This window comes from Paenibacillus sp. NPDC058367 (assembly GCF_042723305.1).
Taxonomy (GTDB): domain Bacteria; phylum Bacillota; class Bacilli; order Paenibacillales; family Paenibacillaceae; genus Paenibacillus_AQ.
This window is the reverse complement of record NZ_JBHXIZ010000005.1, coordinates 122,443-142,030: the sequence shown is the minus strand read 5'-3', so window position 1 is coordinate 142,030 and position 19,588 is coordinate 122,443. Positions and strand designations below refer to the sequence as shown.

Below are 19,588 nucleotides of genomic sequence, written 5' to 3'. Positions count from 1 at the left end.
CCACGTTCCATACAAGCCGGCAATTTCGCTTTCATTACATCGCCAAAACATCCTACTCAAAAAGAAATGATATAATGAAGGTCAAATAACGACCATTTTTCTTACGGGAGACCAATTGTATGCAACCAACCTATACTATGGATGATACGCAGTGGAGTAAGCTCATCCAGAATGTCGCCTATTATTTCGATGACCTCACCCTCAAACGAGGGTTCCAATATTATAAGCAAAGCCGTATTCGTTCGTTCACTATGACGGTGCCATCTAAGATCAATGCCCTTGTTGAAGGTAGAGAGGATTACCGCGTTACTATTGATCTGGACAGCTTCACTCGGTGCCATTGCAACTGTCCTGTTTCAGGTCATTGCAAGCATATGGCCGCTGTGCTGCTCAGTTTTGCTGAACAACAGAATAGGTCTGTACAAGTTCTAGCTAACGCCAAAGCCGCATCTTTTCTCCCAAAAACATCAAGTAGTTCACCTGTCGGAACTGATGGAAAGCACCAGCAGCAGCTAAAAGAACATGCCAGCCGGATCGCTGACGGAGGCATCACGGAGTGGCGCGAGTATTTTGCGTTCTGCATCACGCCTCTAGCACATACCACTCGGAATCCTGAATATGTGGATCGGGCATTATCTTCCATTACTAAATTTAAGCCGAAGTTATCACCGGAAATGGACAAGCTATTTACCCTGCATGCCCATCTTTTTCTTCTAGAAAAGCTGGCTAAGCCTTCCGCCAATCTACCCGGTCAGGTCGCCTTCACCTCATCACTCGGCTATTACACGCAAGTAGCGGTCTCTGAGCTACAGGAAGCAATCACACGTCTGTTAAAAAGCACACTCCCGCTGTCTCCCGAGCAAGAGCAGGAATACGATCTGTGGCCGCATATCATCGAGACCCTCTCCTACTTGCGGCGTGAGATGTTGACGGAGTCGCGCGATCGCTTGCGGGATCAGCCCTCTTTTTCACTGTGCTATGACCTGCTGTGGAGAAACTGGATTTATCCGAATACCGGTGGAACTAAGCTTTATCTGGATGAAATCAAACAGCTTCAGCAGGCAGAAAGTGAATTAGGCGCTTCCCTGTCACGCCATGCGTGGCTGTTAGCCCAGAGCCGCATGTATTTTTATCTGAAGGATGACCCAAAGGCATGGGAATTACTGAATAAAGCTGCCGAGCGCCCAGGTCTCCATCCTGATGAGCTTATGAGCTTCACCTCCCCGCTTCTGGATGCAGGTGAATGGTCACGCTTGGTGGGCTGGCTTGCTCAGATCGGTCCACTGCTGAGCAGCAGACTCTATAATCTGAATAACTATTCGAACAGATGGGAAGAGGCCGTTCGCCATCTTCCTGAAGCTGAGCCGCAAATGTGGAATACATTAGCCACCATGTTACCTATCTCTGGAGAAGTATACGAAGAGAAGTTAATTACCTATGAAAAATGGCAGACATGGATGGATTATCAACTGTCCATCGGTAAGCTGCCTTCCGAATTTCGTGTTACAGACCTCCAGCCTATGGAGAAAAACGCACCTGAAGTTCTGCTCCCCTTCTACCATCAGGCCGTCGAAAGATTTGTGCTGGATAAGAATAGACATAGCTACAAGGCGGCTGTGAAACTATTGAAGCGATTATCCAAGCTGTATAAAAAAATGAAACAAGAAGAACGGTGGGAAGAGTTCCTCATTGCCTTCACCACAAAGCACAGCAGACTCCGTGCGCTGCAAGAGGAGCTTCGGAAAGGAAAGCTAATACCATGAACATGCATTTGCGCACGCTGACCATCCGGCTTGCATTAAGCCAGTATGGGGACGCTTTATTATACGGATTGAATGAAAGAGAAGATCTCGTGCCCGGTTTGCAGCTTAAACAGCGGTTATTCGCCTGGCATGAGGCGTCTTTTTATGGAACGGAGTTAACGGTTCAACCAGCTGGTGAAGGTGTAGAGCTAGTGATTCTACCTGCGGAGCAGGTCATCCCTTTCTTTGCAGAGCAGAAGCTGCTGGTGCACATCGAATGGAACTGGGAGGGCGATGCGGCTCACCTGACTGAACTGGCGCCACTTCTGGCTATATGTCTGGAGCACAAACAGTATATTCCCGATATCTCCGCTTATCGTGCCGGGAGGTTGCAATGGACCTGGGATGAGGGCGCTTTGGCGCAGGTGGCAGTGGATAATGACACTGCCAAAGGGGCTCTTGAGGCGCTAAATGACGGCAGCGAATTTAGCCGTGGGTTACGCGCGGCGTTCTCCGCCGCCGTATCGCAGAGGTATTACAGCACGGAGGCCGAAGCAGGCGACCTCCGGAGCGATTTCCCGCTTCTATTCGATAGAAGCGGGGCTCTTGCAGCGGGCATGGATACCGCTGCATGGCTTATCGCCATTGGCTGGAAGGCGGATACCGCGCCTTTCCGGCCTGCACTTCAGCTGCTGGAGCCGGAAGGGGATGAATCCCCTTGGCGGCTGCAGCTGATCCTTCAGGACAAGCGCGATGAATCCGCGCTTGTTCCCATCAGGCTCGCCGATGATGGCGAGCCGCACGGCTTGTGGCCGACAGCATGGTCGGCCCACGTGCACGAACGCGCCGCGGGATGGCTGGAGCGCCTCCGCGGCAGTCTGCCGCCCGAGCGCTTCGCGGCGGGCGGCGACGTGCTGGCCGAACCGCTCAGCGATGCCATCGCTTGGCGGTTCTTAACCGCCGAGAGCCAGCGGCTGCTGGAAGCAGGCTGGCAAGTGCTGTTGCCGGCGTGGTGGGAAGCCGCCAGCCGGAAAAAACCGCGCCTGCGCGCCAAGATCAGCTCCGGCGAGGACAAACGCAGCGGCGGCGAGTCGCTGTTCGGCCTCGATTCGATCATCGATTTCGATTGGCGAATCTCCATCGGCGACGTCGACCTCACCGAAGCTGAATTTGCCGAGCTGGTCGCAAGAGGAGAACGACTCGTCCGCTTCAAAGGCAAATGGGTCTCGCTCGATCCCGCGCTGCTGGCGCAAATCCAAAGAGCCATGGCTGGTATGGACAAGTCGCAAGGCTTGTCTTTCCAAGATGTGCTTCAGCTTCATTTGCTGCAAGCGAGTGAGGAAGCTGATGCTGAGGCTACAGAAGAGCAGCTTCAAGAGGATGCTGCGCGCCTGCGGCTCGAGGTAGAGCTAAACGAGCATTTGATCAGCCTCATTGGTCAGCTCGGCCAGCGCTCACAGTGGCCGAAGCCTCCAGTGCCCGCAGGACTCCAGGCAGAGCTACGCACCTATCAGCATGAAGGATATGCTTGGCTGACTTTCCTGCGTCAATTCGGTTTGGGGGCTTGTCTAGCCGATGATATGGGGCTTGGCAAGACCGTCCAACTCATCGCATATTTACTTCATATCAAAGAAAATACCGATCCGAGCTCATCCCGTCGCCAGACCGACCCTCCGGGTTGGCCTGCTCTGATCATCTGCCCTACCTCCGTGCTGGGCAACTGGCAGAAGGAATTGCAGCGCTTCGCGCCTTCTTTGAATGTGATGCTGCACTACGGAAGTCGCCGTTTGGACGCAGGATTCTTCTATGGTGCTGCTTCGCAAGCTGACGTGGTACTCACCTCTTATGCGACTGCAGCGCTTGATCAGGAGTTGCTGAAGGAATTCACTTGGGCGGCGATTTGCCTGGACGAAGCACAGAATATCAAAAATGCTCAAACGAAGCAGTCGGTAGCTGTGCGCAGCTTCCCGGCTTTACACCGGATTGCGCTGACAGGAACACCTATTGAGAATAGATTATCTGAGCTGTGGTCCATTTATGATTTTATAACCCCAGGTTATCTGGGTAGCGCCAAAGCCTTTAACGACCGATTCAGTAATGCCATTGAGAAGGAACGCGACGAGAAGCGTACAGCGGACTTACAGAATCTCGTGAAGCCGTTCATGCTACGCCGTAAGAAAAAGGATCCTAACATTCAGCTCGATCTTCCAGATAAAAACGAGATGAAGACCTATGTCCATCTGACAGCTGAACAAGCTGCGCTCTATGACCAGACCGTAAACGGACTGCTCGACCGTATGCAGAAGTTGGAAGGTATTGAGCGTAAGGGCGCCATTCTTGGGGCTTTGACCGGACTTAAGCAGCTATGTGATCACCCGATGCTTGTGACTAAGGAGGCCCTCCCTGAAACGGATTCGGACAACAAACTGGATACCAGTATACTCATTAACCGTTCCTCTAAACTTGAAAGGCTGCTGGATATGGTTAAGGAGCTGCGTGCAGAGGATGAGCGCTGTCTCATCTTTACGCAATATGTCGGGATGGGAAAAATGCTTCAGGCTGTTCTACAGCAGGAGCTGGGAGAGCCCGTCCTTTATTTGAACGGAAGCACCTCCAAACAGGCGCGTGACCGAATGATTGAGCGATTCCAGACGCCTGCGCCTTCCGCGGACGAAGGGTCCAGACGTCCAGATGCACCACCGTCTGATCAGCCGAATGTATTCATCCTTTCTCTCAAAGCCGGAGGTGTCGGTCTGAACTTAACCGCAGCCAATCACGTATTCCACTTCGATCGCTGGTGGAATCCGGCCGTTGAGAATCAGGCGACAGACCGCGCCTATCGGATGGGCCAGACGCGCGATGTACAGGTGCATAAGTTCATCGCTCTCGGGACGCTCGAAGAAAAGATTGATGAGATGCTAGAGAGTAAGCAGCAGCTAAGCGATAATGTCATCTCCAGCTCCGAAGGCTGGATTACCGAGCTGTCTACTGAGGCTTTGAAAGACCTCTTTACATTACGGCGAGGCTTAACAGACTAATCTTAACGCTTGCAACGACCATCAAAAGGAACATTCGCATCTACGCGGATGTTCCTTTTTTCAATCACTAGAATTTATCTTCAGTACTGGATTAAAGAACGCTCACCATTGCTCGGACATCTTAAAGGTGACTGCGAGATCATCATCACCTGAAAGTGAGTTAACCACCAGAGTAACCGGCTCATTCTGAAGCTCGTAAGAGAGTCGCTCGTTAAGCAAATTAACAGCCAAATTCGCATAAGCACCGGAGATTCCCGATCCTGTACCTTGCATAATCACCTTTCCACCCGTGACCGTAGTGCAGGTGTAATTCACCAGCAGTGCCGTGTCCGTGACAGGAATATCCGTAGTTGGCGTTGGGAAATTTTCGAATGTCCCATCCAGAGTGCCACCTGCGATGACCATATATCGCACAGGTCTTTTGGATAGAATATCTAAAGCCGCCGGTCTAATCTCAGCCGCAAGACCTTGTGGAATAGTAAAGGCAGAACTCCTCATAAAGCTAATCGCCGCGAAGTCAGTCGATGTAACCGATACGTTATCACGGATTTCCGAGGTTATACGGCTTACTTGAAACAATTCCAGATTAACAGCTGTCCAGACACCGTTCAAATCCACAAGAAAAACCTGAATCTTCAATTGTTCCTGTGAATACACAAAATTAAATTGGAATAAATCCTCTACAATAGTGTAGGTCTTGCTTGACGTTTCCCGATATTGCAGCTCAAATAATTCTTCAATAAAGACTGTCTGAGGACTTGCACTATTGGCTAAACCCGTTAAATAACAAGCCGCGCCAGCTGATCCATTGTTAACCACTTTGATCACAACTTGATCTATTGGACGAGTACCGTCGACAGGTAAATTAGTGATGGTGTTTGTAGAGAGGACAGGCAATGTCTTCACACCTCCTATTCATATCAAATTATATATATATGGTATGCAATCATTTTTTAGAATTCTTGGATGATACTAAAATAGAGAAGTGCTTCACCGAGCATAAAATACAGATTTGCCACCAAATAAAGGATGTGGTAAACTCGACTTAACTTTTTATGAACGGAGGGTTACGTGTGATAGACTTTATCCGAGTTAGAACTTTGCGCGGCTAATTGAATAGCGCTAAAGCTCTGCCCATGTGCAGAGGACTCAGGATTGGTCTACCCATTTAACTCCATAGAAGCCAACACTCTAAAACGCCTTCGGCGTCCTTATAAGGACGGTAGCGTTTATGTGAGAATTATAAGGATAAAGTATATCGTGAAACTTATACTTTCTTATAATTTAAACCAACTGCTACTAGTAAGGGATTAATTTATCATTCCCCTATGACCGAGCCGTTGTTTGCTTCGATATATCTATGGAAGACCCTAATGTCGTAACGGAGATTTCTCCTTACACATTTGTTCTGACGTCCTCTAACGAACCGTAAGCACAGGCAGATGTCCTGTGTTTTTTTGCGTTTACTATTTACTTACTGGAGGATGAATAAATATATGGAACAACTACGAGAAAAAGCTATTATAGTCGGTGTCCAGCTACAAAACGAAACAAACTTCGACTATTCGATGGAAGAACTCACTAATCTGGCAGCTGCCTGTGACCTAGAAGTTGTCGGAGAACTTAGTCAGAAGGCAAGCCGGATCAACCCCTCCCACTATATCGGCACAGGCAAAATCCAAGAATTATCTGCGCTCTTAGAAGCGCATGATGCTCCTATTGTTATTTTTAATGATGAGCTGTCTCCTTCACAGATTCGCAATTTGGAGTCTTCTCTAGGCCGTCAGGTCATTGATCGAACGATTCTGATCTTGAATATTTTCGCAGAACGAGCGAAGACCAAAGAAGCACAGCTGCAAGTAGAAGTAGCCAAGCTGCAGTATATGCTACCCCGCCTGACAGGTCTCCGAGAATCCCTCGGAAGACAAGGCGGTGGTGCTGGGCTGAAGAACAGAGGCGCTGGTGAAACGAAGCTGGAGCTGGATCGCAGAAGAATTGAAGAACGTATTTCAGCGTTACAAGTTGAGCTTCAACAGCAAGTAGCCAGACGCCAAATTCAGCGGAAGCAGCGGCATAAGAATGAGGTTCCGGTCGTCTGTCTCGTCGGCTATACGAATACCGGCAAGTCCAGCTTAATGAATGTGATCGTGGAGACGTATCATCCAGGCTCTAATAAGCAAGTGTTCGCCAAGGATATGTTATTTGCTACGCTGGAGACATCCGTTCGGAGCATTGAGCTACCGGATCACAAAACCTTTTTGTTAACAGATACCGTCGGATTCGTCAGCCAGCTTCCCCATCATCTGGTCAAAGCCTTCCGCTCCACGCTCGAAGAGGTGACCGAAGCTGACTTATTGATTCACGTAGTCGATATTTCCGATCCGCAGCATCAGCAGCATATGGCCGTCACTGATGAGACTTTGAAAGCGCTCGGCGCGGACCAAATTCCAACGGTTTATGCCTACAATAAGGCTGACCTAACTGACTTGCCTTACCCTCACCTTGAGGGTGACAATGTCTATCTCTCTGCCAAACAAAATAGCGGGATAGCTGAACTTACAGATCTGATTCGCAGCCATGTGTTTACGGATTATGTACAGTGTGAAATTCTGATTCCATTTGATCGCGGCAATGTGGTCTCCTATTTCAACGAGCATGCCCATGTTCAATCGACTAGCTATGAAGAAACAGGCACACGGCTTGCGCTAGAATGTAGAAAATCTGATTTCGAGAAATTCCGCAACGACTTTGTTGAGCTTTAGGCTATTAGACATAGTAAATCCCGGACCTTATCGGAGGTCCGGAATTTTTTTCAGGAAGATAGCTCTTCTTAGCACTCTCTTAGCTGCTAGATCTTATAAATATAGCTTCTAGTCCCTATTCTTGAAAACACAGTGCACTCAGAGCCTCTATTTTCCGCCATGGGTAAGACAGAACCTGTAGATAGTCGCTGTAAATAATTAAAATCAGGATGTATCGACTCATTCGTAAGAAAAGCTGAGGTATTGCTTCCGGGCGATCTTTCCTCATTAAGAGAGGCTATGATGACTTCTGCAGTGGTTATCCCAATGCCGTGGCCATAATACAGGTCTTCTTCAAGCTTAACAGCATTTTCACCCTGCCATTCTGGCTTGCTAGGCGCATGATCTGGATTCCTGAAATACACAATATCTCCCCGCAGCATCTGATCCTTATTATAGTTCGTAATTAAGCGCAGATTCTCGTCGTAGTTCCAATCCCATAAGAATAAATCCGTAAAATACCTATTAAAGGCTTCTTCACCTATAGCTTCAATTGTCGCCCTGTACATAACAATGACCATCGCTGTCGCGCATTCGAAGGCATATAAATGTCCGTTCTGAAAAATGTCTTTAATCCCCACCGAAGGCGCCACACCAGCGTTCAGCTGTAGTCCTCCAATATCTGTACGCGTCCAAAACTGCGGGTTGCAGCGCGACTCATCAAATGTTGCAAAATCCGCTCCACTGTTATTTAAAGCTTCCGCCGATTCCACGATGCTGTCTCTCATTTTCCGTTCAAAGTCAAGGGCATCGGGTGAACGAACTTCCTTCACCATGCTTAGTCCCTCCAATATTATAGGTTCTAAATATAGGTTATTGTACGTGTTCGCTGCCCAGTTGGTGCTTAATTCATTTTATTCCCCTGACTCAACAAACCACTGATTGAGCTGCCTGGTCTCTTCCGTCAAAATATCCAAATATAAAGAAGTGCGGTATCCCGTATCCTTTAAGCTTTTTCCCGTAATCTCTGCTATGCGATTTAATCTGTACAGCAATGTGTTGGTATGAATATGTAAAAAAGCGGCGGATTCCTTCAAGTTTCCACTGAGTGATAAATAAACGGCAATGGTTTTTAGAAAATCACTTTTATGCTCGCGATCATGCTCTTTTAGCGGATACAGTAAAGGACTTTTACGGGTCCGACTACGTTTTTGCTCTATAATAGCCGGAACATACGCCCAAAATCCAATATCCTCATACAATAGTAACTCTCGGCCATGAAAAGGCAGCAGCTTCTTGATTTCCAGAATGGAACCCGCTTCCCAGTACGCAATGGCTGCCGACATATATTCAGTGTAATCCAGGCTACAGCCTGCAGCCAGCATACAGCTCTCACTCTTACGCATATCCTCGATAATTTTGTGCATGAACGAATACAGACCACCCGTACCTTCCATGCGAAAGCTGAATGAAAACAATATAATTAACCGATTGTGCTCAGCAGTCAGAAATAATAATTTCAGCCCCGGATAGGAGGTCATAGTTTGCCGAAACCGAAGTACGAAGTGGTCATTGATGACCTTGTCACTCTCAAACACGCTAATATAATATTTGTCCGGCAAAAGAATCGACCAAACTTCCGCGTCCTGCTTGATATTCGCTTCATTGTCATAATGGGAGGTGAGCAGCTTCCAGAAAAAATCCTCCTGCGTTTTCTCCTGCTTCGTCTTCCAACCCCGTTGCTTCAATATATAACGACCAACGATGGTCGCCGCTTTCTCTACAATATTCTCTGCGTGTCCTTCAACTAGATTGCCTGCATCTACTACCCATATGTACCCGAGAATTTCCTTCTGATGTTTGATGCAAATAGCGAGTCGGGGGCCAAGACCTACCTCCATGACCGCAGGAATCCGAATCGGACGTGTAGCGCTCTCAAGCTGCTGCATAATCCCCTTCTTACGCAAGCCAATAATGACAGCGTTAGGTACACGCTTTCCAATAATGGTCGAAATTCTCGCGGAATCACTCTCAAATTGATGGGAGCTGTATCCGATCACATGATGATTGCTGTCCTCAATCGTAACTTGGGATTGAAGAGATTCACTAATCGCATCCGCCAACGATTCCATACTATCGAAGAAACGATCAAACAATGGATCCTTTTCCGTCACTAGCCCCACCCCTGCCTGAAAAAATAGCCGAACCATGTACTCTAGAGTGATTTTATTATAGTATGCGTGCTCCCAGCTGACTATAAGATAATGGGATGGGGCGAGATGGCGGGACCTTGAGGTCGCCGGGTGGAGGAGTTACGAGGTTATAGAGTTGCATGGGGGCGGAGTTGCTGAGTACAGGTTACGTTGGTTGCGAAATGGCGAGGTTATGGAGTGGCGTGGAACGGAGTTGCAAGGTTACGTTGCTGCGGATTACGGGAAGCGAGGTGACGGAGTGGCGCGACAACACTTAAACCGCTACTTGAGAGAGCCCCCTTATAGTTTTCAGGGAATTCCTCCCTAAAATTCTGTGGTTAAGGCTTGGTTTACTACTAATTAGGGAAAAACTCCCTATAATTCCTCCAATTCAGGCACAATCGGGGATATTCTTCGTATTTATAGGGAGAAATTCCCTAAAAAATAGCGTTTTAAGCTTTTTTCGCGTAATTTACAGGGAGGATTTCCCTAAAAATTCTCCAACAAACCTCTCGCCGTCTTAAAAGCCAAGAACTAACAAATGTTAGTTGGAACTAGCCAAATCTAGCTGCACGTAGTTGGAACTAGCTACTTTTGATCGAATTTAAACCAACTTCTCTATACAGAGAAAATACCTCTGAAATCGTACTAGTATTCTCTGCCGGATCTCCACCACATCGAAAGGAGCCAAAAATATTACTCCCAGAAACAACAAACAGCAAACTCCCATAGCGGGAATTCGCTGTCTATCAGTTCCCAAATATCACCACTCATTTGGAACGCATCTATTCATCTCTATTTAGCTCTATTTAGCTCATCGTGAACGTCTGCTCCATAGCTTGTTCTACCGTAAAATGTTTCTCGCCAAGCGCTTCAGCCACGGCTTGGCAGGTGATTTTACCGTTGGCGACATTTACGCCGCTTCTTAGGCCGGCATTATCCTGAATCGCCTTGATCACGCCTTTATTGGCAATTTGCAGGGCATATGGAACGGTGACATTGGTTAAAGCGATCGTCGAAGTTTTGGCCACAGCGCCCGGCATATTAGCAACAGAATAATGCAGCACGCCGTGCTTGATAAATACAGGATTATCATGTGTTGTCACTCTGTCGATCGTCTCTACGATACCACCTTGGTCAATGGCCACATCGACAATCACCGATCCCGGCTTCATGGTCTTGACCATTTCTTCTGTAACCAGCTTCGGTGCTTTCGCACCCGGAATCAACACCGCACCTACCAACAGGTCTGCCTCAGCTACCACTTTGGCAATATTATAAGGGTTAGAGATCAGCGTATTGATCTGTGCCCCAAAAATATCATCTAATTGACGCAATCTTTCAGCACTGAGGTCAACAATTGTAACATCAGCACCCAAACCGATAGCCATTTTTGCAGCGTTTGTACCTACTACTCCACCGCCGATAATGCTAACTTTGCCACGACTAACCCCGGGAACACCGGAGAGAAGAATCCCTTGTCCGCCATAGTTTTTTTGCAAGAACTGAGCGCCAAGCTGAACAGACATCCGGCCCGCTACTTCACTCATCGGTGTTAATAACGGCAAGGTACGTTCATGAACAACCGTCTCATACCCGATGGCAAAGACACCCTTGTCTTTGAGCGCAGCGGCCAGAGAAGGTTCAGGCGCAAGATGCAGATATGTGAACAAAATAAGGCCTGGACGGAAATAAGGGTACTCGCTTCCCAGCGGTTCTTTCACTTTCATCACCATTTCGGCAGAGCTCCAGACCGTAGCTGCGTCCTGAATTAGCTTCGCTCCGGCAGAAGCATACTCTTCGTTCGGAAATCCGCTTCCCACACCAGCCCCAGCTTCCACCAGCACTTGATGTCCTTCTTTAATAAGGCTAACTACACCCGCAGGCGTTATGGCTACACGATTCTCATTATTTTTAATTTCTTTAGGCACTCCGATAATCATCATTCATCTCTCCCGTCTAATGTAGATCCCTTATGTAAAGAATGATAACATACGTTTAGTATTCCCAATTTGGTAAAAAATTAAAATATTATCTATCATCATTGTGTTTTTACACAAAGGATTCGACTTAAACCGCCCAGTAACTTTATGTCATTTGGTACCCAACACAACCCTAATCATTATCTCATAAAAAAAGACACTGCTTAAAGTGTCTTTTTGACGATTTTGTATGAAATTAAAGCACTACTTCCATATTGGAATGTTATGTTTAGTAACGCGTATTACTTTGACAACAATAACATCACCGTTTCTAAGATTACATTTACCCCTTTTTCACAGTCTTCATAAGAGGTAAGCTCCTCTTCACAATGGCTTTTTCCCTTCACACTAGGTACAAACACCATCGCGGATGGCAGAAAGCTAGCTACAAACTGAGCATCATGCCCTGCGCCACTAGCAATCTTCCGATTAGAATAACCTAAGACTTGTGTCGCTTGCTCCACTAAATCACATATCCCCCGGTCAAACCAAACAGTCTCTCTACCCCAAAGCTTGGTCTTACTTACTCCGCAGTCCAGTAGCATCTCCGGCAAGCTATGAATAATAGCTTCCACCTCACGGACAATCTCCATATCTTTATGTCTAGCCTCAATGGTGAAGATCACTTTATTGGGAATGACGGTATGAATATTAGGAAACACATTCATTCTGCCCATGGTATACACCAGTTCAGAATCGAGCGCACTAAGCTTGCTTCTAAGCTCCGTGATCAAATCCGTGGCAGCGAACAAGGCATCCTTGCGCATTGCCATAGGCGTAGTGCCCGCATGATCCGATTCCCCCGTCACCTCAATCTCATAACAGGCCATGCCAACTACACAGTCCACCAGACCAATCGACAGTTCTTCTTGTTCTAGCACGGGACCTTGCTCGATGTGAAGCTCCAAATAAGCAGCGGCTTCAGTAATTCGATTGCTCGCTTCTCCCTTATAGCCGCTCTCCTCCAGCGCTTCGCCAAAGGTAATGCCCTCCGGATCTTTTTTATTCAACATTTCTGCCTTGTCGAACTTACCGGCCAGCACACCAGAAGCCATCATCGAAGGCTCAAAGCGAGCCCCTTCTTCATTTGTGAAATTCATAATGGTCACTGGTAGCCTCGGCTTTATTCCGTGATCCACGAGTGTGCGGACTACCTCTAGTCCAGCGATTACCCCAAGGATACCATCGAATCTGCCGCCTTTTTTCACAGTATCCATATGCGAACCAATCACAATAGGAGGCCCAGATGCTACACCCGCAAGCGTAGCGTACATCGTGCCCATGTCGTCCATCTTCACAGACATCCCCAGCTCTTCACAGCAAGCGCAAAAATATTCCCGAACCTTAAGATCCTCTTCCGTCAGCGATAACCGGGTCACGCCGTTGTTATCTGTACGCCCATAATCCGCAAATGCCTCAATCGTATTCTTTAATCTCTCACCGTTCACGAATATTTTTTGCAATTGCATCGTAGGTCCCTCCGCTTCGAGCGTTTATGATTTTATGGCTTTTTATATATGTTATACCAATCCATTTTATTTTCATTTTACATACTGTAATAATTATTATTCGCGTAATGTTACAACAAAATAGAGGTAGCAATAAGTAAACTAAAGTAGTATATACAATCTTTTGAGACGGAGGGTAAGCTTAAGATAGCTATTTATCCAGTTCTACCAAGGAAAGGAGCAGCACATGAATCTAAGCATTGTGGTCCCAGTATACAATATAGAACATTATATAACCCCTATGTTTAATTCACTCCTTACCCAAAGTGAACCGCATTTCGAGGTTATTATCGTGGATGACGGATCTACGGATAACACTTACAACGTTATAGCAAATATTCTCGCACTTCACCCCACCCTTTCCTGCAAAGTCATTCGATCAGAGAATCAGGGGGTTAGTTCGGCTAGAAATAGAGGCCTAGCAGAAGCCACAGGGAATTATGTGTTGTTTCTGGATGGAGATGATTATATTTCTGCAGACTTAGTGCGGACCATTCATACCTATATCCATGACGCTGGCCCCGAGATTATCTGCTGGGGTTATAACCATGTTTCAGAGGATGGAGTCACTACTTTGAGTTATACATCCGCTTATAGCGACATAACAGGCAGTGAAGCGCTGACTCATATTTTTGTGGACAAAAGCTTACGAATATGGACAGGGAGCATTGCGTACAAACGGGAATTGTTACTCCTTCATGATCTCCAATATACGGAATGCTGTGTGAATGGAGAAGATCAGGAATTCATCTACAAAGCCTTATCCAGAGCCACCAGAGTTGTCACGCTTCCGGATATTCTATCGTTTTATTTACAAAGAAACACGTCAATTTCCAACAGCTATAATGTGAAAAAATTTGATGTCGTCGATGTATTCAAACGGGTCGATGCCTACTTTCAGGCACATCCCTTTGAGCAGTTGGATACGATATCCCCTTATATAAGAAATCGTGAGCTGATCGAGAATTACTTTTTCAACATAAAGACCTGTCTAAATGAGACAGAAGGGGTAAGCATTCAGGAGTTACTTCGCGACATCGATCATACCTATCCTGAACTAAATCAAGAAATGTATGAACTCATAAGACATTATAGGGGCAATGATCGAAGATTAGCCCTTTATATCCGAGCATTCTTAATCTCCCCGCTTCTATATCACAGATTCATTTCTGTGGAGAGAAGCTTATCCAGGTTCAAGCGAAGGGAATCTAGAATATGAAAAAGATGCTGATCTATGCCTATACCGAATTTAATTTGGGCGATGATTTATTCATAAAGGTGTTGTGTGAGAGATATCCGGATACGGAGTTCAGAATCTGCGCTCCACGCCTATACAAGCTATGCTTCAAAGAGATCAGGAACCTCAAAGTGTATCCTTCCGATTCCATTTTCTTAAGAGGCATTGCCTTTATTTGCAGAAGGTTAAAGATACATAATCTGGCGCAAAAATTCATGGCAAATCGCTCGGATGGTGTTGTTCATATCGGCGGCTCGATCTTTATGCAGGCAGAGCATTGGGAGGAGCATTTTAAGAACGCAGAAGCCATCCGGAATAAGAATAAGCCCTACTATTTATTAGGATCGAATTTCGGCCCTTATACAGATAAAGAATATTATGAGGAACACAGGCGGATATTTAAGGACTATACAGACATCTGTTTTAGAGAAAAGTACTCTTATGATTTATTTGAGGATCTGGATCATGTCCGTTTAGCACCCGATATTATTTTTCAGCTTAACCCGTCAGATCTTCAAACCGAACCAGAGGATTATATCGTCTTATCCGTCATTAAGCCTTCTGCTAAAGGTCTGAACGGTTTTGACAACCTCTATTATGAAAAAATGAAAGAACTCGCAATTTATTTCATTGAAAAAGGCTACGCTGTTCATTTTATGTCATTTTGCGAACACGAAGGAGATCAGCTGGCGATTGAGGAAATCCGGAGTCTTATGGGTCCCTCCTATGAGGATGCCACCCAAGTGCATTTATATAAAACGAATATGGAAGAGGTCTTGGCCGTTCTAGCCCATTCCAGCTTTATCTTAGCTTCAAGATTCCATGCGATGATCCTCGGCTGGGTATTGGGTAAACCAGTGTTTCCCGTCGCTTACAGCAAAAAAATGATCAATGTAATGGAAGATGCCCAGTTCAAAGGGCTATATACCGATTTCACTACACTGGAGCAGCTCCAGCCTGCGCAGGTTTTTGAAAGTATGACTACTCACTATATGGATGTCACGCCGCAAGCCAAACATGCCGAAAGGCATTTCGAGCATCTGGATACGTATTTATCGCTTTACGAAAGGAGGATACGTTATGAGAGCCAAGCGGAGCATTCTTAACTTATCTTTTGGACTCGGGAGTCAACTCATCACGATCATCCTCGGTTTTTTTATCCCCCGACTGATTATGGTCAACTATGGCTCAGAGGCCAATGGTTTAATCGCTTCTATTGTACAAATTATTAGTTATTTGGCACTGCTGGAAGCCGGCGTAGGCGCCGCTTCGATCCAAGCCCTATACAAGCCAGTAGCTTCGGATGATAAGAACCACATCAACTCTATTTTGGCCGCCACCTCTAGCTATTATAAAAAAACAGGCATTTATTATTTCTTCGCCGTCCTTCTAATCGCCACCGTGTATCCATTAGTGATCACTTCTGACATCGATCGATTATCGATTATGCTCATTATTTTACTCACAGGAATGGGCGGAGCGATCAATTATTATTTCCAAGGGAAATTCAAAGTGCTTCTCGCTGCAGAGGGAAAAAGCTATGTAGAGACTTCTATAGTCACCGTAGCTAATATTCTGAACAATGTAATTCGGATTCTGTTATTACTTCAAGGCGTTAACATCATTGCTGTGCAAGCTTCCTACTTCATACTGACCATACTTCAAATCGTCGTCTTCTATATTTATATCAGTAAGCATTACAAATGGATCAACCTAAATCTTAAACCAGACTATGAAGCCATTGGTCAAAAAAATTCCGTCTTAGTCCATGAGATCTCCTACTTAGTGTTTAGAAATACTGACGTGCTAATCCTGACTATATTTACGAACTTAAAGATCGTCAGCATTTATGTCATGTACAACATGATTTTTACGATTGTAGATAACATCGTCCAAACCATAAACGGAAGCGTGAAGGCTGCTCTCGGTCAGAGCTTTCATGAGAGTAAAGAAGCTTTCATTAAATTTTATGATGCTTACGAAGTGTATTTTATGGGGCTCATTTTCTCGATTCTAACGGTAGCTTACATTCTAATTCTACCTTTTATGAAACTGTATACCGCTGGGGTAAATGACGTGAATTATATCGATATGTGGCTGCCGATCCTATTCGTAGTCATCAAATTATTAACCAATGCCAGAGCTTCTTCTAATAATGTGATTACGATCGCCGGACATTTCAAGAACACACAGAACCGTTCCATTCTAGAATCCGCTATCAATCTAGTCGCTTCTATTGTCTTCGTTATCTTTATGGGTATTTACGGTGTATTGATGGGGACGATAGCCGCTCTCTTGTACCGTTCCATAGATATCGTGGTCTATGCTAGCAGACATCTGCTGGATCGGAGCCCTTGGGTCACTTTTAGAAGATGGCTAACGAATGCAGTAGCTTTTGTGGGCATTATTCTGGTCTCCAGCGCCATCGACATCCCTATCCATTCCTATGCAGGAATTATGTTGTGGGGTGTACTGTTAGGGCTTGTGATCCTGCCCGTATATTTCGTAATTGCCTCCTTAATGGAACGGGAAGTATTCCTATATACATGGGGGCATCTCAAAACGTATCGATATAAACTCAAAAGTAAAATTGCAGCTAGACCTAAGGTAAGTGGTTTATCCAAATAACACAACAGGAGGCCCCCAAATGGATCATAGCGAGGTTTTGCAGCAAGCCTGTTACGTCTTTCTAAATGACCTTAATGATGAAATCAACCATTCATCTGCCCTTCAATTGGATGATCAAGAGATATTCCAACGATGCCGCATGATCATAGATAAAGAACAAAATCCGCAAGTTAAAACCTATCTAGAAATCTTATCTGAGGTGATCCTTGCTTATCTCACAGGGAGAGCTTCAGAAGATGCATTAAGGTTCTATCTGTCAGAGCAATTCAGTATTGTGAACGAAGAAATTGACGGGTTAATCCATGGGATCGTTGCAATCCAACATCAGTCCTCCCATACGGATACTTCACACTCAGCACTCCTTTCCTTTGCCGATTATCCCAAGGTTAGTGTCATTATCACTACTTACAATAGAAAGGCATTTCTATATCAAGCGATCCAAAGCATCTTAAAGCAAGACTATCCTTATATAGAGATCACAGTTATTGATGATTGCTCTACAGATGGCACGGAAGAGTTAATGCATCAAAGCTTCGGAGGCGAGTCACGGGTAATCTACATGCAGAACGAAAAGAATAGCGGGCCGGGAAATAATCGCCGTAAGGCTTTTGCTGCTCATGGTGATGGTGAGTATGTTCTTTTTCTCGATGATGATGACTATCTGATTGACATGAATTATTTAAGTAAGGCTGTGGACTTTCACAATCACCATCCCGAAATATCATTTGTGGCTGCTAATGTGTTTCTTGAATTTTCAAAGGCCAAGCAACTGAAGATCAGCAGCCTACAGCTAAGCAGGATTATTAAGAAGCAGGATTATTTCATGAATTTCGAAAAAAAAGGATATCCGAAGCCCTCCTCCACCTTAACAACTGTCTTTAAGCGTGAGGCTTTAATGGCTATGGATATCCTGAATATGAACATGGTTAACGATGCTTCTATTTATCTGCGTTCCTTGCTCATCGGTGATGCTGGCTTCATAGATACCCTTGCCGGTGTGTACAGATTACACGGGGACAACATTACTTTTAATTTGAGTCAGCGATTCTTAATTGAGAATCTGGAAGAGAAGCTGTTAATTAAGAATATGGCCGTTCAGAAATATGGCTATCACGAGCAGGAAATGACGGAATGGTTTAACCATAATGCATATGATACAATCTCATACTATTTATTAAATTCTGCGAAAGACGCCACAGACTTTAAATTCATGTATCATTGGGCCCTTAACCATTGCCCGCCGATCTACAATCAATTAAGAAATGAATTCCGTACAAAGCTTATTAAAAAACAATTATTACGGATCTCATTACTTCGGACGCTGCTCGGAAGATGATTCACGCATTAGCTTATCGAGCAGCAGTAAGAATCCTTTTACCTCTTCTTTAGGGATGTCGGCGTACTTGTCTCCAATACTGATCTCACAATAAGAACTATGTTCTCCCGTTGGTCTTATCGCTGCGCTTAAACCGATTCCTGTTGCCTCATATGCAGAAGACAGGATCGGTTCAATGCTCTCCCTAGACATTTGAAAATGCATATGAAACATGTTGGAGACAGGCTCAGCAGGTAACGTAGTCACCGCATGACATTGATTAACTAAAGCAGCAAGCTCTTTAGCCCCTTCATAATACTGCTGCATCTTATCTACTCTTTGCTGGTAGTAATAATCAGAGGAAATAATGTATGGATACAGACTGATTAGGTCGCCACCATGCCGCCGTTTCCATATCTTCGATTGCTTCGTAAACTCCTCACCGCCTGCAAGAATCGCGCCAGCAATTCCTCCGATTCCTTTATACAGTGAGATATAGACACTATCAAAGAGGGCGCAGATCTCAGCAGCTGTCTTTCCATAATAAGGAAGCGTCTCAAGCAATCTTGCGCCATCCAAATGCAGCTTAATTCCCCGAGCACGGCAATGTGCAGAAATCGCTTCAAGCTCCTGATACTCTGGTAACTGTCCGCCAATCTCACGCTGTGGCAATTCAAGCAGCAGACAAGCAATATCATCCTTCATTTGTAATACATCATCCAAGGTAATTAGTCGATTCTTATCCGCAAGTAGGACAGGCTCGATATGATGCAATTCCTTCAACCCATCCTGCTCATGGATCTCTAAATGACATAAAGGGTGATAGGCGACGCTCTTGAGTCCTTTTTCATCACACCATATTCTTAAAGCGATTTGCTGTGCCATCGTTCCACTCGGAAAGAAGACTGCTGTTTCTTTTCCCAAAAGCTTCGCCATTTCCGACTGGAAATCCTCAATCACCTTTCCCGATCCATAAATATCAGATGGTGTACTATTCTCTACAGCTTCAAAGGCTTCCTTCAAGACTTGAACATCTCGATCCCCATGTCCTACGATTCGATAAGTCGTTTCATTAAACGCCTCTTGCACTGATTTTTTTCCGTTCATTGGTAGAATTGCCCCTTCCGTGTTTGCCTTGTCCCTAATATAGACGAATTTCAAAAAATCCCATCTTAATTTTACCCGATCTAAGGTGAAAAAACATG

General features: G+C 45.5%; 14 protein-coding genes. 8 read left to right on the top strand and 6 right to left on the bottom strand.

Translation table 11 applies throughout. From position 1 onward, the window contains the following. Window positions 1-119: 119 nt before the first annotated feature. Together ACFWMP_RS23960 and ACFWMP_RS23955 are read left to right on the top strand one after the other, a co-directional pair. Window positions 120-1,763 (top strand): SWIM zinc finger family protein, encoded by a 1,644-nt coding sequence (locus tag ACFWMP_RS23960; protein ID WP_379424875.1) that lies wholly within the window; start codon window positions 120-122, stop codon window positions 1,761-1,763. Beyond that, window positions 1,760-4,780, top strand: coding sequence for a DEAD/DEAH box helicase (locus ACFWMP_RS23955; protein ID WP_379424874.1), 3,021 nt, complete (start codon window positions 1,760-1,762; stop codon window positions 4,778-4,780). Before ACFWMP_RS23960 ends, ACFWMP_RS23955 begins: the two co-directional genes overlap by 4 nt. Window positions 4,781-4,882: 102 nt before the next feature. On the opposite strand, the gene ACFWMP_RS23950 is transcribed toward ACFWMP_RS23955, so the two are convergent. Then, window positions 4,883-5,686: a hypothetical protein gene (locus ACFWMP_RS23950; protein ID WP_379424873.1), complete on the bottom strand. Its 804-nt coding sequence runs from the start codon at window positions 5,684-5,686 to the stop codon at window positions 4,883-4,885. 590 nt (window positions 5,687-6,276) lie between these two features. Between ACFWMP_RS23950 and hflX the strand changes: the two genes are divergently transcribed. Then, window positions 6,277-7,542 (top strand): GTPase HflX, encoded by a 1,266-nt coding sequence (gene hflX / locus ACFWMP_RS23945; RefSeq protein ID WP_042184155.1) that lies wholly within the window; start codon window positions 6,277-6,279, stop codon window positions 7,540-7,542. Between the two features lie 86 nt (window positions 7,543-7,628). Here hflX and ACFWMP_RS23940 read toward each other — a convergent pair whose 3' ends face one another. Continuing rightward, window positions 7,629-8,357, bottom strand: a complete 729-nt coding sequence (locus tag ACFWMP_RS23940; protein WP_042184153.1) for a hypothetical protein — start codon at window positions 8,355-8,357, stop codon at window positions 7,629-7,631. Window positions 8,358-8,435: 78 nt separating this feature from the next. After that, entirely contained in the window at window positions 8,436-9,695 is a 1,260-nt protein-coding gene (locus tag ACFWMP_RS23935; protein ID WP_379424872.1) for a PucR family transcriptional regulator, read from the bottom strand. A 158-nt stretch (window positions 9,696-9,853) separates the two neighbouring features. Here ACFWMP_RS23935 and ACFWMP_RS23930 point away from each other — a divergent pair, with 158 nt between their 5' ends. Continuing rightward, the gene (locus ACFWMP_RS23930; protein WP_379424871.1) at window positions 9,854-9,991 is read left to right on the top strand and encodes a hypothetical protein; all 138 of its coding nucleotides are present in this window, start codon (window positions 9,854-9,856) and stop codon (window positions 9,989-9,991) included. A gap of 531 nt (window positions 9,992-10,522) precedes the next feature. On the opposite strand, the gene ald is transcribed toward ACFWMP_RS23930, so the two are convergent. Both ald and ACFWMP_RS23920 read right to left on the bottom strand, forming a co-directional pair. After that, the gene (gene ald, locus ACFWMP_RS23925; RefSeq protein WP_379424969.1) at window positions 10,523-11,656 is read right to left on the bottom strand and encodes an alanine dehydrogenase; all 1,134 of its coding nucleotides are present in this window, start codon (window positions 11,654-11,656) and stop codon (window positions 10,523-10,525) included. A 281-nt stretch (window positions 11,657-11,937) separates the two neighbouring features. Next, window positions 11,938-13,164: a Zn-dependent hydrolase gene (locus ACFWMP_RS23920; RefSeq protein WP_379424870.1), complete on the bottom strand. Its 1,227-nt coding sequence runs from the start codon at window positions 13,162-13,164 to the stop codon at window positions 11,938-11,940. Window positions 13,165-13,390: 226 nt separating this feature from the next. On the opposite strand from ACFWMP_RS23920, the gene ACFWMP_RS23915 reads away from it, so the two are divergent. From ACFWMP_RS23915 to ACFWMP_RS23900, 4 genes are read left to right on the top strand one after another with little or no spacing between them, the layout of a single operon-like run. Beyond that, complete coding sequence (locus ACFWMP_RS23915; protein ID WP_379424869.1) at window positions 13,391-14,422, top strand: glycosyltransferase family 2 protein; 1,032 nt, start codon at window positions 13,391-13,393, stop codon at window positions 14,420-14,422. Then, on the top strand, window positions 14,419-15,546 hold the full coding sequence (locus ACFWMP_RS23910; RefSeq protein ID WP_379424868.1) for a polysaccharide pyruvyl transferase family protein: 1,128 nt from the start codon (window positions 14,419-14,421) through the stop codon (window positions 15,544-15,546). The genes ACFWMP_RS23915 and ACFWMP_RS23910 overlap by 4 nt, the downstream gene beginning before the upstream one ends. Continuing rightward, window positions 15,521-17,068, top strand: a complete 1,548-nt coding sequence (locus ACFWMP_RS23905; RefSeq protein ID WP_379424867.1) for an MATE family efflux transporter — start codon at window positions 15,521-15,523, stop codon at window positions 17,066-17,068. The genes ACFWMP_RS23910 and ACFWMP_RS23905 overlap by 26 nt, the downstream gene beginning before the upstream one ends. Before the next feature lie 19 nt (window positions 17,069-17,087). Beyond that, the gene (locus ACFWMP_RS23900; RefSeq protein ID WP_379424866.1) at window positions 17,088-18,404 is read left to right on the top strand and encodes a glycosyltransferase family 2 protein; all 1,317 of its coding nucleotides are present in this window, start codon (window positions 17,088-17,090) and stop codon (window positions 18,402-18,404) included. Here the strand turns inward: ACFWMP_RS23900 and ACFWMP_RS23895 are convergent. Further along, entirely contained in the window at window positions 18,378-19,490 is a 1,113-nt protein-coding gene (locus ACFWMP_RS23895) for a threonine aldolase family protein (protein ID WP_379424865.1), read from the bottom strand. The genes ACFWMP_RS23900 and ACFWMP_RS23895 overlap by 27 nt on opposite strands. Window positions 19,491-19,588: the final 98 nt, after the last annotated feature.